We start from the raw sequence: 14,389 nt of genomic DNA on the forward strand, positions 1-14,389 counted from the left end.
ATGCTGACCAATATAAAGATCCGAGAGCGCCATTCGTTAAGCCATTTGGATATGCCGCGCCCAGAGGTAATAGCTGCTATTCCCCCATCATTAAAGGCCTCATACAAACTGAAGGGTTAGGGTATGGGACTTCAGTCAGTTTTGGTGCATTGACGTTGGGTGACGGCCATTTTGCTAATGGTTGTATTCACGTCATAGGTGATAATGGCTTCTCACAGGCATGGTTGTTTGATCCTCACACAGGTAATTTTAACTCGCCGGGTGCTGTGTATGTTGGCGGATCTGTAATTGATACAAATGGCAACATTAATGGAGCGGCTTGGGGAGGATGGCTGAGCGACTGGCTTAATACGCAATTATCTGGTCGTGATAACAATATTAGTAATCGCGCCACTTGGTCTTATGTTGACCAGAACTTTGTACGAGACATCAGGTTAGTCAGTAGGGGCCAATTGCTCACAGATGGAGTGATGGCTGAAGCTCCCGGAGGAGCAGTTATTACTGGTGGTAATGGTAACGAAGGTAGTCAATTAGGATATATGTATTTTCGCTACATGCAAAAATACGTTAATGGCAACTGGTATACGGTGGCATACGCATGAAAAAATACGGACCATTCAAAATTTATACACCTGCGCAAGATACGTCTTCGGATGAATTAGCGAAATACATTAATGCTCAATATATTAGTACTCCTGATGGGATGGATTGGTATAAACTACAGGCTACTTTTAATGAAAAAATGCTGAAAGTGGTTTATATAGATTCAGGTGTTATTACACAGGCCAGTTATGACATTAGTGCGTTATGGCCAGTAGATGCCTTTATTGCTGAAATACCGCTAGATCGAGTCCCTGAAAATTTTACCATTCCACTATCTGGACAGGAATGGCAGTTCGATGGTTTCAATATTGTCCCTAGAATTTATACGCCAGAAGAGCAACAACGGCAAGTGCAAGCTGAACTTGCCCAGAAGCTTGCGCGCGCGGCGACCGCAATAGCGCCATTACAGGATGCAGTAGATTTAAATATGGCTACAGATGAAGAAGCAGCACGTTTGCTTACCTGGAAAAAATACAGGGTGGCTCTCAATCGTGTTGATACTACTAGACCTGTCTGGCCAGAGGTGCCTGCTTAATACAAAGTCAGTGAGTGATTGCCATTTTCTTAAAATTTCAATCACTCATTTCAATCCTTCAAAATACCCATTGCTTATGATTAAAGAAATACATTGAGTGCGCTCATTTTATTTTATTTAATCGCCTTTTGATTGATTTATGTGGTTTATGGTAGGGTGTGTTATTTTTATTTTTAGTGTTTTTTGATTGGTTGGTATTATATTTTATTAATGAGCGTTCGCTTTCAATTACTTCTTCTCTTTTGCCTTCATACTCTTCAGTAATGTCAAAATCGCAGCGAAAAATATTAATTAAAAGATGTATTGTAACTTAAGGTTATATTATCGTGCAGATCGCGCTGGCATACAAAAAATTATATGGAAGCTTACCTGCAGTGGCTTGAGAGCGTGAGATCGAGCGTACTGATTGCAGTCTCGCTCAGAGAGCATGCCACGGCCCATCCGGATGGCGCTTTATGGATTGTGGAAGCTGCTTCTAAAGAAGCCGTTGAAGCCCTACTGAAACAGGATCCATTCTGGTTAGAGGGATTGCGTCAAAACGTTGAGATTCGGCTCTGGAGGAGGGCTTTTGACCGTCCCGTCACCTTATAAATAAACGCTGCTGTTTAGCCACGCGCCAGCAAACCGCAATCGCATGCATCCTTTTCATTGACCTGACACTCTGAGCACACCCACAACACGGAGTGCTACAGATGTCTGATTTTCATCACGGTGTCCGCGTCGTCGAAGTCAATGACGGTACACGCACCATTTCAACAGTTTCAACCGCCATTGTTGGCATGATCTGCACCGCAGAAGATGCTGATGCAACGGCATTTCCTCTTAACACACCTGTTCTGCTGACCAACGTGCAGGCAGCTATCGGTAAAGCCGGTACCAAAGGCACCTTAGCGGCCGCGCTGCAGGCGATTGCTGACCAGGCGAAGCCGGTAACCGTCGTGGTTCGCGTTGCAGAAGGCGCGAGCCAGGCTGAAACCACCTCTAACCTGATTGGCTCGACGGATGCGAACGGTAAATACACCGGCATGAAGGCGCTGCTCAGCGCGCAAACGCAGCTGGGTGTTAAACCGCGCATTCTTGGCGTGCCGGGTCTGGATTCGCTGGAAGTGGCGACAGCGCTGGCCAGCATTGCCCAGCAGCTGCGTGGCTTTGCCTACGTGTCCGCCTGGAACAGCAAAACCATCTCTGACGCCATGAAGTACCGCGAAAACTTCAGCCAGCGCGAGCTGATGGTGATCTGGCCAGATTTTATTGCCTGGAACACGGCAACCAATAAATCTGAAATGGCTTATGCCACCGCACGTGCGCTGGGCCTGCGCGCCAAAATTGACAACGACACCGGCTGGCATAAAACCCTGTCTAACGTGGGCGTCAATGGCGTGACGGGTATCTCTGCAGATGTTTTCTGGGATCTGCAACAGACCGGCACCGATGCCGATCTGCTGAACGAAAAGTGTGTGACCACGCTGATTCGCAAGGACGGTTTCCGTTTCTGGGGCAACCGCACCTGCAGTGACGATCCACTTTTTGCCTTTGAAAACTACACCCGTTCAGCACAGGTGCTGGCCGATACCATGGCGGAAGCGCACATGTGGGCCAACGACAAACCGCTGACGCCAGTACTGGTACGCGAAATCATCGCCGGTATCAATGCCAAGTTCCGTGAGCTGGTCAGCGCCGGTTATCTGCTGGGCGCCAACTGCTGGTACGACGAAAGCGCCAACGATAAAGAGAGCCTGAAGGCGGGCAAACTGTTTATCGATTACGACTACACGCCGGTGCCGCCGCTGGAAGATCTGACCCTGCGTCAGCGCATCACCGATACCTATCTGGCGAACTTCGCCGCATCCGTAAACAGCTAAGGAGCCGGATAAATGGCACTGCCACGTAAACTCAAGGGGTTGAACCTCTTCAACGATTCAAACAGCTATCAGGGCATCGTCACCGCAGTTACGCTGCCGAAGCTGTCACGCAAGCTGGATACCTACCGCGCCGGCGGTATGAACGGTGCGGCATTCATTGATAACGGCCTGGACGATGCGGCACTCGATATGGAGTGGACGCTGGGCGGGATGGATGAGCTGGTATTAAGCCAGTGGGGCGCGATGGCGAACGTACCGCTGCGTTTCACCGGTTCTTATCAGCGTGATGACACCGGCGAAGAAATCGCCGTGGAAATCGAAGTACGCGGTAAGCACCAGTCCTTTGACTTCGGTGAAGCCAAACAGGGCGAAAACACCGAAACCAAAATCACCAGTAAAAACACCTATTTCAAACTGACCTGGAATGGCAAAGAGCTGATTGAAATCGACACCGTCAACATGGTGGAGAAGGTCAACGGCGTCGATCGTCTGGAACAGCGCCGTAAAAACCTCGGCCTGGTGTAATAACAACGGCCGGCGCGTCCTGCGCTGGCCCCTCTTGATTGGGATGGAGAAAAAATGGAACAGCTTGATAAGCCAGAACTGAAAGAAAACCTGGTGGTGCTGGAAAGCCCGATTTCACGTGGCGATGTGGTGATCGCTCAGGTTGAGCTGGTGAAACCGACCGCCGGCGCGCTGCGCGGTGTGCGGCTGGCTGATCTGGCCTCGTCCGATGTGGATGCCCTGTTGATGGTGCTGCCCCGCATCACCATGCCATCGCTGACCAAAGCAGAGTGCAACGCACTGGACCCGGTTGACCTGATTGCCCTGGGCGGCAAGGTGATTGGTTTTTTGTCAGCGAAATCGGCCGCGTAAGCTGGCCCCGCGATCTGACGGTCAATGACCTGATGGCCGATATTGCCAGCGTTTTTCACTGGCCACCCTCAGAAATGTATCCCATGTCGCTGGAAGAGTTACTCGACTGGCGGCATAGAGTGATGATCCGCAGTGGAGTAACCTCAGATGAGTAACACGCTCAAGCTGCAAGTGCTGCTGGAAGCGGTTGATCGGGCTACGCGCCCGTTCAATGCCGTACGTAAAGAAACCGAAAAGCTGTCTGCGGATATCCAGGAAACGCAGGATCGCCTGGACGAGCTCAATGCCAAATCCGCGCAGATTGAAGGGTTCCGTGAAACCCGCAAAGAACTGACGCTGACCCAACAAAATCTTAAAAATACCCGGGCAGAAGCAGCGGCACTTGCCATTCAACTTAAAAACACCCAAAACCCTACCGCGGAACAAACCCAGGCGCTGGATAAGCTGCGTCAGTCGGCTAACGCGCTGCAGCAAAAAAACCTTCAACTGCGTCAGTCAGTGCAGGATCAGCGCCAGTCCCTGAACGAGGCGGGAATTTCCACGCGCCGGTTGAGCAGCGAGCGCCAGAAGCTGAATCAACAAACAGAGCGCACGACATCCACCCTCAATGCGCAGGGTGAGTCCATGAATCTGCTAAATCAGCGTCAGGACAAGCTCAACCGCACCCGTGAACGTTACCGTGCGGGCATGGCGCTGGCAGATAACGTACAAAGCGCCAGTTCGAAAGCCAAAGACTTTGTCGAGAAGGGCCGCAAAGTTATCGATTACCTGTCACCCGGCGACGCGAAAGACGGCAAGGGACGCGTTGGCGGGCAGGGCGCGGGCGATATCACAGAACTCAATAAGGCGATGGCCAGTGTCGGCCCGGTGGCAAAACAGGCGGGACTGAGTGTTGGCCAGACCTCAGCCATGATGGGCGTGCTGGCGGAAAACGGTATAACGGGCAGCCAGGCAGGCGCAGGCGCCAGTGCGATGTTAACGCACGTTCAGGCGCCTGATGCCAGCGCAGATAGCGCGCTTAAAGCGTTGAATGTGCAAACCGCTGACGACCAGGGCAACAGTCAGCCCATTTTCGCGGTGCTCAGCCAGGTGCAGGCGGCGTTTGAGAAAAACAAGCTCGACGCTGCCCAGCAGGCCACTTATCTGCAGGCAATATTTGGTGAACAGGGCGCCACACCTGCCGCAGCATTGATGAAGGGCGCGGCCAGTGGCCGGCTGGATCAGCTGTCTCAGGCGCCCGCTGCCCAGCCGCCTGCAGCAGATGCCTCTGTGGATACTAACTTGCAAGCTATCAGTCAGGACGGCTTATCCGTTCAGTCTGTTCTGACCGGCGTCATGAATCTCAATCCTCAACTTTCTGACAGCCTGCTGACGCTGGCGGCCGGTGGGCTGACCTTGGTGGATTCCCTGGCCAGCGTCGGGAACATTGCCTGGCCGGTCATTAGCGGGCTGAGCACCATCATGGCGGGCGTGGAGCTGCTGGGCGGTGCATTTGCCATCATCGGCGGCGCCATTACGGCCACGCTGGGAGCGATCACGCTGCCGGTGGTGGTGCTTGGTGCCGCTATCGCGGCGGGGGCCATGCTGGTTTATCAGTACTGGGAACCCATCAGCGCCTTTATCAGCGGCATCGCTCAGGGCTTTAGTGCAGCGATGGGGCCGATAAGCGACGCGTTCGCGCCGCTGAAGCCGGTATTTGAGTGGTTCAGTAATAAAGTGTCCGAGCTGGGGGCCTGGTTCTCAAAGCTGCTGGAACCCGTGAAGTTTTCTCAGCAGGAACTGGCCTCGGCAGGTGAGATGGGACAGCGCTTCGGCAATATGCTGGCGACGGCACTCAAATTACCCGGTGAAGCCCTGAATCAGCTTCGGGGCGGCATTGACTGGGTGCTGGGCAAGCTTGGCATCATCGATGAGAAATCTGACAAGGTGAAAGACAAGCTGCCTCCGCCCAAAATGCGTGAGCAGGATGAAGAGGATGAGGATAACGCGGATGCCCGTCCGGCTGCATCGCGTGCCAGCCTGAACAGCACGCTCAATCAGCCTTTGCCCTCGGTTAACAATTCAAACGTGGATAACCGTCAGCACACGGTCACCAACAATATCTTTACAACAAGTGAGCCTCAGGCGATTGGACAGGCCGTCGCGCAGGCTTCCACGGTTTCGCCGTGGTCCACGTCTGACCATAGCTATAACTCCATGTTTAGTCTGGATTAATTAACCATGATGATGATATTAGGCATGATGCCGTTTGTACGGCAAACCCTTCCCTTCGACAATTTGCAGCATGACATTACCTATCGCTGGGCGAAAAACAGCCGCGTGGGGCGCCGTGAGTCGACCCAGTTTTTGGGCGGCGGCGACGATAAAATCAAGCTGTCTGGCGAACTCCGGCCTGAAATCACCGGCGGCAATGTCACGCTGCTGGCGCTGAAGACTATGGCCGATGAAGGGCTGGCGTGGCCGCTGATTGGCGGCAATGGCATTATTTACGGCATGTTTGTTGTGACGGATTTCTCGGCCACGCATACGGAGTTCTACAGCGACGGCAGCGCGCGCAAGATAGGCTTTACCCTCAACCTGCTGCGGGTAGACGATTCACTAACCAGTATGTTCGGGGACTTAAAAAGGCAGGCGGAAGAACTGCAAAACCGGGCCAGCGACGCAGCGCAACGGGTCGGCTCTGTTATCAAAAGCGCCACCTCTGCGCTGAATGGAGGGCGCTGAGATGAGCGATATCGTCCCGATTCCGGTGCCCCTGCGCGTTGCGCCTACGCCGGACTTTACTATCAAAATTGAGACGAAGGATAAAACGGAAGATATTCGCCCACGGCTGATTTCTCTGAAGTTGACTGACAACCGCGGCCTGGAGGTCGATCAGCTAGACCTGGTGCTCGACGACAGTGACGGCCAGTTGGTCATGCCGCCCTTTGGCGCGAAAGTGGTCTTAGAGATAGGCTGGAAGGGGCAGCCGCTTACAGATAAGGGCTCCTACATCATTGATCAGGTCACCTACCAGGGCGCGCCGGACACGATAACGGTTGTCGCCCGAAGCGCCGATTTTAGCGGTTCGCTCGATGTTAAAATCACTGATTCATATCCAGACATGACGGTTGGCGAGGTTGTGGACAAAATCGCGAAACGTAACGGACTTACCTCCGACGTGCGGCCGGAGATAGCCAAAAAAAAGATTAAGCATATCGATCAGACGCAGGAAACGGACGGCACGTTCATTACCCGGCTGGCTATGCTGGTTGGCGCGGTGGCGGCAATAAAAGATAAGACGCTACTGTTCTTTCCCCCCGGGCAGGGCGTGACCGTGAGCGGAAAGCCGATTCCACTCCTGAATCTGAACCGACAGGATGGCGATAAGTATGAGTACAAATTGTTTAAGCGCGACGATTACAGTGGCGTTGAAGCAAAATGGTACGATCAGAAAAAGGCGCAGCAGAAAGGGATAACCGTCAACACGATACCGCCAGCAACACCGGCGGTGAACCCTGTCCATCCGGCGGCCAAAAATATCCCCACAATCGGGCAACAAGACCCGGGAAAAACCTATGTTTTTGGCAGCAATAAGAAGCTGTTCGTACTGAATACGCATTTCAGTAGCCAGGAGGAAGCAGAGGAGGCGGCTAAAGCGAAGTGGCAGGATCTTCAACGCAACCGGGCTACGTTGAAGATCCTACTGGCACTGGGCGCTGCAAAGCTGATTCCTGAAACGCCGGTCAAAGCCCAGGGCTTTAAATCGGTCATCGATAATCAAAAATGGCTGATTACCAATATCGTGCATACCATCGATAAAAGTGGATTTACCACCTTGTTGAACCTGGAGCTGATGGTTGAAAACGTGGATTACGTCTTAGTGGAAAAACAGGCTGGTTAGATTAAGTCTAATTTAAGTTGCTTTTTGTTTAGCCTTTGGCTAATGTTGTCGTATGCCAGAGAGGAGAACCACCATGATGCATTGCCCAAAATGTCAGACCGCCGCCCATACGAAAAGCAGTCGCTACGTTTCGAAAGAGACGAAAGAACGTTATCACCAGTGCCAGAACATTAACTGCAGTTGTACCTTTAAAACCCTGGAGAGCGTGTCCGGGATTATCGTCGAACCGGCGCAGATCAATACGGTGCCGATGATGGCAAAAGGCAGCAATAATCCGTCACCGCAGCTGCTGTAAGCCCAACCCGCGAAAGCGGGTTTTTTTATGGCTGCGGCCTGGATGGGATCGCTGGGAGATGAGGCTGAAGGCCAGCGAGCCGTTGACGTTTAAGGGGGCGACAGCGCCCTCTGGGAGTTCTGTTAATAACTGTACGGCGGGTAGGGCGCGCGGACCCTTGGGGACAGTGGCAATAACTGTACGGGAATGAAAAGATTCCAGGAGTGTCAGCACGACAAAATATATGTCCAGTGAATGGAGATGAATCGTGGCGGTATTTTCGGCAGAAGAAAACTCAGGGCTATAAAGCATTTTGGCACTGAGAGTGAGTCAACAGTGAGATTTTAAATTTTGCATGCGAATTCCCTTCTTCCCTGCGGAAGAAGGGAAGGGTCCAAAATCAGTGAACGATATGTGTAAATTTGCTCTCAATCATCACTAGCCCCGACTCTGTTCGCACAAAGCGCGGCGCGGTTAAGTCATCAGCCATGATGTTAACCATCTGGAATAACAAGCCGGTGATATGTTTTTGCAAGTCTGCCGGGGCCTGCTGATTCAGCAATACTAACGTTAACGCGCTGCAATATTGCCGCATCTCTTCCGAGTCTATCAAATCCTTGGTGCGACAGGCTTTGTCATCACCTTTCTCCACTGTGAGGCGCTCAATCAGGTGTTCTGGCAGTGGCTGGTCCAACAGAACCCTCAGGACTTCCAGTGCAGCAAGCAGGCGACCGCATAGCGCCATGCGAGCTGCGAGCTCGTTACATTCCACCAGGGCATCGACATAGCGCACGCACGTATCCAGCACCTGAAAGAGATCGTGCGTGGTGCCGAGCGGCGTTTTCAAGAGGTTTGAGATCGCAGATTCGATAACTGGCTGAATGTCCAAGATTTGATGATGGGCGGTTGTGTTACTATCGGTGTTAGCCATAGCGTTGTTTCCTAAAGAGTGAACGTTGTGGTCAGACGCTCCGGTATGTGTTGCATCACTGCCGGGGCGTTGCTCTCATAAAAGACCTCATGTTAGTGTGGTCTTTTAAAGGATTAAAATGAGGGAATAGGTCAATACATGTCAATAATAATGCGTGAAAAAAAGTCAAAAGGTGGAGGCAAGTCCCCACAATTTCAAATGCGCATTGATCCTGCCTTGAAAAAACAGCTCAATGAGGTTGCAACTGAAGAAGGAATTAGTTTAGCAAACTGGTTGAAGAATCTGGCGAGGGAGGCATTAAAGGCAAGGGGAATTGAGCCGAAGGGATAAATTTGTGGGTGAAATGTTGAGTTAATTATATGTGTGGTAAATGGAAAAAGCTAAATTTCGCTATTGTGAATTTTTTAATGTGGCCATTACAACTTTGATAAAATAGCTGAGGCCTTGATGGAGTTTGAGTAAATGAAGCTTTTTATTGTATGGTTAATGCAATCTTTTTTCTATCTTGTACCGATTATAGTCAGTGTTGTTGGCGCTTATTTTATTGTGTGATTTGTTCCATTTTACCCAATGGGGTTTGTCTTTGCCTGGGTCGGTATGAATCGCCACGGATAATCTAGACACTTCTGAGTCGTTGATAATACTGGTTTTCATATTCTGTCGGTGACATCTGATCGCTCGAACCATGCCGACGTTTACTGTTATAAAACATTTCGATGTAATCAAAAATATCACTGCGGGCTTCTTCCCGCGTTCCGTAGATTTTTTTCTTTATCCGTTCGCGTTTCAGCAACTGGAAAAAGCTTTCTGCAACCGCATTATCGTGGCAGTTACCGCGACGGCTCATGCTGCCCTCCAGGCTGTGTGATTTCAGGAACGATTGCCACTCATGGCTTGTGTACTGACTACCCTGGTCCGAATGAACCAGCACCTGTTTTTGGGGATTACGCCGCCATACAGCCATCAGCAGTGCGTTCAGGACAATGTCCTTTGTCATCCGGGATTGCATGGTCCAGCCGATAATTTTGCGTGAGAACAGATCAATAACCGCGGCAAGATACAGCCAGCCTTCGTGGGTCCTGATGTAAGTTATGTCCGTTACCCAACGCTCATCCGGATTGAACTGTCGCCGTAGCCTGTTGGGTGACACGATACTGACCTCGCCTTTACGTGCCCGCGGGCTCCGATAGCCGACCTGAGCCTTTATCCCGAAACGTTTCATCAGTCGCCAGACTCTGTTGACTCCGCACTGTTGTCCGCTGTCCCGCAGATCCAGATGGATCTTGCGATAACCATAGACGCATCCCGATTCCAGCCAGAACTGTTTAATCTGTCCCGTCAGTCTCAGGTCTGCCTGATGGCGTTGTGAATGCTGCTGCTGAAGCCAGGCGTAAAAACCACTGGGATGAACATCCGGCACCCGACAGAGCAGGCGAACAGGCCAGCAACGGGTGTTGTAACGGATAAAGGCGTACCTCAGTCGGACAGCTTTGCGAAGTACGCCGCGGCTTTTTTTAATATGTCCCGTTCGTCGGTCGCCCGCTTCAGCTCTTTCTGGAGACGGCGGATCCCGGCCTGAGCATCTGACTGTTCTTTATGAATGGAAGAATCCGGACCGTACTTCTTTATCCAGGCGTAAAGGCTGTGGGTGGTGATATCAAGACGTGTTGCAACGCTGGAAACAGAATAACCACGATCAACAACCTGTTTGACTGCTTCAATTTTAAACTCTTCGGGATAACGCTTACTGCTCATGTGCACCTCTCTTTTAAGTCATCTTAAATGACTCTTAGGTGTCTGTTAAACCCGTAGCGATTCAGTGGGACCATGATACAAAAATACTATGCAATCGTAACCAACTAGGGCACGGCAAAAATTGCCAACGCTGCCGCACTCGGCACAAAACTAAATATCACACAGATGGCCGTGGGTGAAGGCGGGGGCACGCTACCGACACCGAACGCCAGCCAGACAAAGCTGGTTAAGGAGGTGCACCGCGCAGCCATCAACAAGCTGAGTATTTACCCGGCCAACGCCAGCCAGATGATTGCCGAACAGGTGATCCCCGAAACATCGGGTGGATTCTGGATCAGGGAAATGAGGTTGTTTGATGCCGACGGCACGCTGATCGCGGTATGCAACACACCTGAAACCTATAAGCCCGCGTTGCAGGAAGGCAGCGGGCGCACGCAGACCGTGCTTATGATTCTGATCATCAACAGCACCGACGCCATCACCCTTAAGATTGACCCCTCCGTGGTGCTGGCAACGCGAAAATATGTTGATGATGCTATGATCGAGGTGAAAGCCTACGCTGAGAGCGTAATGAAAACGCACACCGATGCTAAAAACCCACACAGCCAATACCTGCAGATCGCAAGCGCCCTGGCAGAAATCAAAGATGCCTGGCTGGTTGCTGACGTTCTCAAAAACCGAGGTTTTTGAGAAAAAAGGGTTACTTCTAAAATCTGAGTTAACTACGATAGGAAGAACATTGCAGGATTACTAAAGTGATATGCATTGAAAAATGCAGCACCGCAGTAGAATTGGTTTTTTATATCAAAAAAAATTAAAAATAAAGTTTTTTATGCTATCTTGGCTGGTTTTTAATTTATTAAATTTTTAGAGACAAATCTTGTAAATTATAATTTAATAATTATCTTAATGTTTTCTTATTGGTTCTTCTCAGGGTCTGTAAAAGAATCAGGCCTTTCCGAAAAGAATAGCGATGGTTTATTTAAAAATACTTTGGTGATTTATGTCAGATTTTAAAGATGAAAGTGAAGAGATTGTAGTTGAAAAAGAAGTCGATGATATTCCCTATGTAGAATTTGATATATCAGTATCTCCAGCGGATCCAACTATTGAGGTTCTTGTTTCTCAGATTGGAAATGGAGACATCATCATACCTTTTTATCAAAGAAAATATGTGTGGGATATTGAGCAAGCCTCAAGGCTGATCGAATCTTTTATCATGGGTTTACCTGTGCCGCAAATATTTCTTTATGTAAATGATGATGGTTTGTTAGAAGTCATTGATGGACAACAAAGATTAATGTCTATCAAGTATTTTATAGAAGGTTTTTTTGGTGAGGCTAAGAATAATAAAAGACAAATATTTAAATTAAAAGGGCTTTCTGAAGCATCTGCATTAAACAATAGAACCTACTCTGAACTAGAACCACGCGACCAAAGAAAAATTAGAAACTCGACACTTAGAGCAATACAAATAAAACAATTATCACCCAGCAAAAGAAATGATTGCGTCTTCCACATTTTTCAAAGACTTAATACTGGGGGAACTCAACTTAAACCTCAAGAAATACGCAATGCTGTCTACAGAGGTGATATAGTAAAAGAATTTGGAAAGTTGAACTCTGACTTAAACTGGTTAAAAGTACTTGGTTTAAAGAAGAATGAAAAACACCAAAGAGATATGGAGTTTATTTTAAGGATATTCTCTCTTTTTGACTCTTGGCAAGACTACGAAAAGCCAATGGTCAACTTCCTTAATAACGCAATGAAAAATAACAAAAGCTTTAATACAAAAAAATGTTATGACTTTCAAAATAACTTTCCACTTGTCGTGGAATTTTTGGCTCGCGAGTTAGGTAAGTCTTTTCGACCCAGAGGAGTGTTAAATCTTGCTGTCATGGATTCTGTAATGGTCACCCTCCTTACAGATATAAAATATTTAAATGGAAGTTTTAAAGCTAACTATGATGAACTTATGTTAGATGAAGACTATATTGTAGCCACTTCGATATCTACAGCAGATGCAATAAACGTGAAAGCAAGATTCAAACTGGCCTCGGAGTATTTGAGTCGTGCATAATAGATTATGTGATTTACAAATGAAAGAAGTGGAGCTTCTTTATAATGAATTTGACCAACTGGCTCCAGCAAATACAATCCCGCCCGATCCGTTACGGAATAAGTTAGCGGGTTTTTTTGTGGTTTTTGTTGCAGCTGCTTATGAAAATTGCGTTAGAGAAATTTTGGTAGTTTATGCTGACATGTTCCATCAAAAATTTTCTCATCAAGTTTTAAAGAAGTACGAAAGACTTAATAGCCGGGTAAAATATAAAGATTTAGAATCTTTGGTCTCTCATTTTGATGGTAATCAACCATGGTTTAGAGACAAGATTAGAAAGATTTCCGATGCAACTGGCAATGAAATAGATGTTAGTTACAATCAGATTTTTGAATGGCGCCATGCTATGGCTCACGCTAATAATAGCCTAACCTCCCTGGAGGAAGCTTATAAATTTTATCGTATGGGCCGGTATGTAATTCATTGTTTTGAAGAAGTATTAATTGGTTACGAGAAATACCAAACCTTAAAAATTTGCCATACTAACCTCTATGCTTTCAGTCAAGTAAGCAATGCATTTGAGTCTGTAATTACTGCAATTCAGAATAAAGATGGCATGATAAACGCTCATGCTCTTTCACGCAGCGAGGAGATTCACGAGCAATTACTTGCAAACAGGCGCCTTCATTATGAACTCAAGAAAACATTAAAAAGAAAAGGGATAAACAACCATCCAGGGTTAACATTTGAAACAAAGCAATTATTAGAAAGAACCCGGGAACTCTTAAAAGAGTTAAGGTTAATCAGGTAAGCTAACGTTTTGATAAAAATGTTTTTCTGTCATATTTTTAATTATTGGAGTTTTGAATAAAAACCATTTGAGCGCTCGCTAAATGCCAATAAAATTTAGCTAGATACAAAACAAATATTTTAAAATTCGCATCTGAAAAATTTACTCTTATTTAGAAGCGAAGATATGTTAGTAGGATACATCAGGCTGTCAACAAATGACCAGAACACGGACTTACAAAGGATTGCGCTGCAGAGCGCAGATTGTGAGCTGATTTTCGAGGACAGGATAAGCGGGAAAACCAGCGACAGGCCGGGGCTGAAGAAGGCGCTGCGATGCCTGCAGCCCGGTGACACGCTGATCGTGTGGAAGCTGGCCCGGCTCGGCAGGAGTATGCGGCACTTGGTGATGTTGACTGAAGAACTGCGAGAACGGGGAGTTAATTTTCGCAGTCTTACGGACAGCATCGATACGAGCACGCTAATGGGCCGGTTTTATGGGTGCCCTGGGTGAAATGGAACGCGAGCTGATCGTAGAACGTACCCGTGCCGGGCTGGCCGCTGCGCGGGATAAAGGGCGCATCGGCGGCAGGCTGCGGAAGATGACGCCGCAAACAGTGGAACGTGCCCGGCGGATGCTGGCGCAGGGTGCAACACTGTTGCAGGTGTCACTGGTGCTAGACGTGTCAGTAAAGACGCTTTATCGCTATATACCTGCCTCAGAACAGAAAACCCTGCGCGAAAGCGGTGTGTCTGTGCCAGAGACTGCACAACGGCCAGCGGGTGCCCCGTCATAGCGGAACCTCTTCACAGGAGAACCGC

The 14,389-nt window shown here is 48.8% G+C and carries 15 protein-coding genes and 2 pseudogenes; 15 read left to right on the forward strand and 2 right to left on the reverse strand.

The window, feature by feature from the left end:
- Window positions 1-598 precede the first annotated feature (598 nt).
- The 10 genes from P9J57_RS03250 to P9J57_RS03295 all read left to right on the forward strand — a co-directional run bounded on the left by P9J57_RS03250 (window position 599) and on the right by P9J57_RS03295 (window position 8,054).
- Window positions 599-1,138, forward strand: coding sequence for a tail fiber assembly protein (locus P9J57_RS03250; protein WP_019104863.1), 540 nt, complete (start codon window positions 599-601; stop codon window positions 1,136-1,138).
- Between the two features lie 357 nt (window positions 1,139-1,495).
- Complete coding sequence (locus tag P9J57_RS03255) at window positions 1,496-1,729, forward strand: YciI family protein (protein WP_019104862.1); 234 nt, start codon at window positions 1,496-1,498, stop codon at window positions 1,727-1,729.
- 101 nt (window positions 1,730-1,830) lie between these two features.
- Complete coding sequence (locus tag P9J57_RS03260) at window positions 1,831-3,000, forward strand: phage tail sheath protein (protein ID WP_014594650.1); 1,170 nt, start codon at window positions 1,831-1,833, stop codon at window positions 2,998-3,000.
- Window positions 3,001-3,012: 12 nt separating this feature from the next.
- Complete coding sequence (locus tag P9J57_RS03265) at window positions 3,013-3,525, forward strand: phage major tail tube protein (protein WP_013027271.1); 513 nt, start codon at window positions 3,013-3,015, stop codon at window positions 3,523-3,525.
- A gap of 54 nt (window positions 3,526-3,579) precedes the next feature.
- On the forward strand, window positions 3,580-3,876 hold the full coding sequence (locus tag P9J57_RS03270) for a phage tail assembly protein (protein ID WP_013027270.1): 297 nt from the start codon (window positions 3,580-3,582) through the stop codon (window positions 3,874-3,876).
- Between the two features lie 32 nt (window positions 3,877-3,908).
- A complete protein-coding gene (locus tag P9J57_RS03275; RefSeq protein ID WP_013027268.1) occupies window positions 3,909-4,031 on the forward strand; it encodes a GpE family phage tail protein in 123 nt (40 codons plus the stop codon).
- A complete protein-coding gene (locus tag P9J57_RS03280; RefSeq protein WP_028715819.1) occupies window positions 4,024-6,090 on the forward strand; it encodes a phage tail tape measure protein in 2,067 nt (688 codons plus the stop codon). Before P9J57_RS03275 ends, P9J57_RS03280 begins: the two co-directional genes overlap by 8 nt.
- 6 nt (window positions 6,091-6,096) lie before the next feature.
- Window positions 6,097-6,600, forward strand: a complete 504-nt coding sequence (locus P9J57_RS03285) for a phage tail protein (protein WP_028715818.1) — start codon at window positions 6,097-6,099, stop codon at window positions 6,598-6,600.
- Window position 6,601: 1 nt separating this feature from the next.
- Window positions 6,602-7,759: a contractile injection system protein, VgrG/Pvc8 family gene (locus tag P9J57_RS03290; RefSeq protein ID WP_028715817.1), complete on the forward strand. Its 1,158-nt coding sequence runs from the start codon at window positions 6,602-6,604 to the stop codon at window positions 7,757-7,759.
- Between the two features lie 73 nt (window positions 7,760-7,832).
- The gene (locus P9J57_RS03295; protein WP_014604972.1) at window positions 7,833-8,054 is read left to right on the forward strand and encodes an ogr/Delta-like zinc finger family protein; all 222 of its coding nucleotides are present in this window, start codon (window positions 7,833-7,835) and stop codon (window positions 8,052-8,054) included.
- A gap of 379 nt (window positions 8,055-8,433) precedes the next feature.
- Here the strand turns inward: P9J57_RS03295 and P9J57_RS03300 are convergent, their stop codons facing one another.
- Window positions 8,434-8,964, reverse strand: a complete 531-nt coding sequence (locus tag P9J57_RS03300; protein WP_089517008.1) for a hypothetical protein — start codon at window positions 8,962-8,964, stop codon at window positions 8,434-8,436.
- Between the two features lie 138 nt (window positions 8,965-9,102).
- On the opposite strand from P9J57_RS03300, the gene P9J57_RS03305 reads away from it, so the two are divergent.
- A complete protein-coding gene (locus P9J57_RS03305; RefSeq protein WP_089517009.1) occupies window positions 9,103-9,294 on the forward strand; it encodes a toxin-antitoxin system HicB family antitoxin in 192 nt (63 codons plus the stop codon).
- Window positions 9,295-9,580: 286 nt separating this feature from the next.
- Here the strand turns inward: P9J57_RS03305 and P9J57_RS03310 are convergent.
- A protein-coding gene (locus tag P9J57_RS03310; RefSeq protein ID WP_483279385.1) for an IS3 family transposase occupies window positions 9,581-10,719 on the reverse strand; the annotation gives its coding sequence in 2 pieces (ribosomal slippage) (window positions 9,581-10,482 and window positions 10,482-10,719; 1,140 coding nt in all).
- 120 nt (window positions 10,720-10,839) lie between these two features.
- Here P9J57_RS03310 and P9J57_RS03315 point away from each other — a divergent pair.
- The 4 genes and pseudogenes from P9J57_RS03315 to P9J57_RS03330 all read left to right on the forward strand — a co-directional run.
- Window positions 10,840-11,403 (forward strand): annotated as a pseudogene (locus P9J57_RS03315) (phage tail protein); the annotation flags it as partial.
- Between the two features lie 319 nt (window positions 11,404-11,722).
- The gene (locus P9J57_RS03320) at window positions 11,723-12,799 is read left to right on the forward strand and encodes a GmrSD restriction endonuclease domain-containing protein (RefSeq protein WP_483279386.1); all 1,077 of its coding nucleotides are present in this window, start codon (window positions 11,723-11,725) and stop codon (window positions 12,797-12,799) included.
- Window positions 12,800-12,818: 19 nt separating this feature from the next.
- The gene (locus P9J57_RS03325; RefSeq protein WP_483279387.1) at window positions 12,819-13,589 is read left to right on the forward strand and encodes a HEPN domain-containing protein; all 771 of its coding nucleotides are present in this window, start codon (window positions 12,819-12,821) and stop codon (window positions 13,587-13,589) included.
- Window positions 13,590-13,754: 165 nt separating this feature from the next.
- Window positions 13,755-14,364, forward strand: a pseudogene (locus P9J57_RS03330) (recombinase family protein).
- Window positions 14,365-14,389: the final 25 nt, after the last annotated feature.

The sequence above is a fragment of the Pantoea sp. nfd-35 genome (assembly GCF_056892255.1).

Coding starts and splice junctions, on each gene's coding strand:
- P9J57_RS03250 (WP_019104863.1), top strand. CDS start 599: ATGAAAAAATACGGACCATTCAAAATTTATACACCTGCGCAAGATACG.
- P9J57_RS03255 (WP_019104862.1), top strand. CDS start 1,496: ATGGAAGCTTACCTGCAGTGGCTTGAGAGCGTGAGATCGAGCGTACTG.
- P9J57_RS03260 (WP_014594650.1), top strand. CDS start 1,831: ATGTCTGATTTTCATCACGGTGTCCGCGTCGTCGAAGTCAATGACGGT.
- P9J57_RS03265 (WP_013027271.1), top strand. CDS start 3,013: ATGGCACTGCCACGTAAACTCAAGGGGTTGAACCTCTTCAACGATTCA.
- P9J57_RS03270 (WP_013027270.1), top strand. CDS start 3,580: ATGGAACAGCTTGATAAGCCAGAACTGAAAGAAAACCTGGTGGTGCTG.
- P9J57_RS03275 (WP_013027268.1), top strand. CDS start 3,909: ATGGCCGATATTGCCAGCGTTTTTCACTGGCCACCCTCAGAAATGTAT.
- P9J57_RS03280 (WP_028715819.1), top strand. CDS start 4,024: ATGAGTAACACGCTCAAGCTGCAAGTGCTGCTGGAAGCGGTTGATCGG.
- P9J57_RS03285 (WP_028715818.1), top strand. CDS start 6,097: ATGATGATGATATTAGGCATGATGCCGTTTGTACGGCAAACCCTTCCC.
- P9J57_RS03290 (WP_028715817.1), top strand. CDS start 6,602: ATGAGCGATATCGTCCCGATTCCGGTGCCCCTGCGCGTTGCGCCTACG.
- P9J57_RS03295 (WP_014604972.1), top strand. CDS start 7,833: ATGATGCATTGCCCAAAATGTCAGACCGCCGCCCATACGAAAAGCAGT.
- P9J57_RS03300 (WP_089517008.1), bottom strand. CDS start 8,964: ATGGCTAACACCGATAGTAACACAACCGCCCATCATCAAATCTTGGAC.
- P9J57_RS03305 (WP_089517009.1), top strand. CDS start 9,103: ATGTCAATAATAATGCGTGAAAAAAAGTCAAAAGGTGGAGGCAAGTCC.
- P9J57_RS03320 (WP_483279386.1), top strand. CDS start 11,723: ATGTCAGATTTTAAAGATGAAAGTGAAGAGATTGTAGTTGAAAAAGAA.
- P9J57_RS03325 (WP_483279387.1), top strand. CDS start 12,819: ATGAAAGAAGTGGAGCTTCTTTATAATGAATTTGACCAACTGGCTCCA.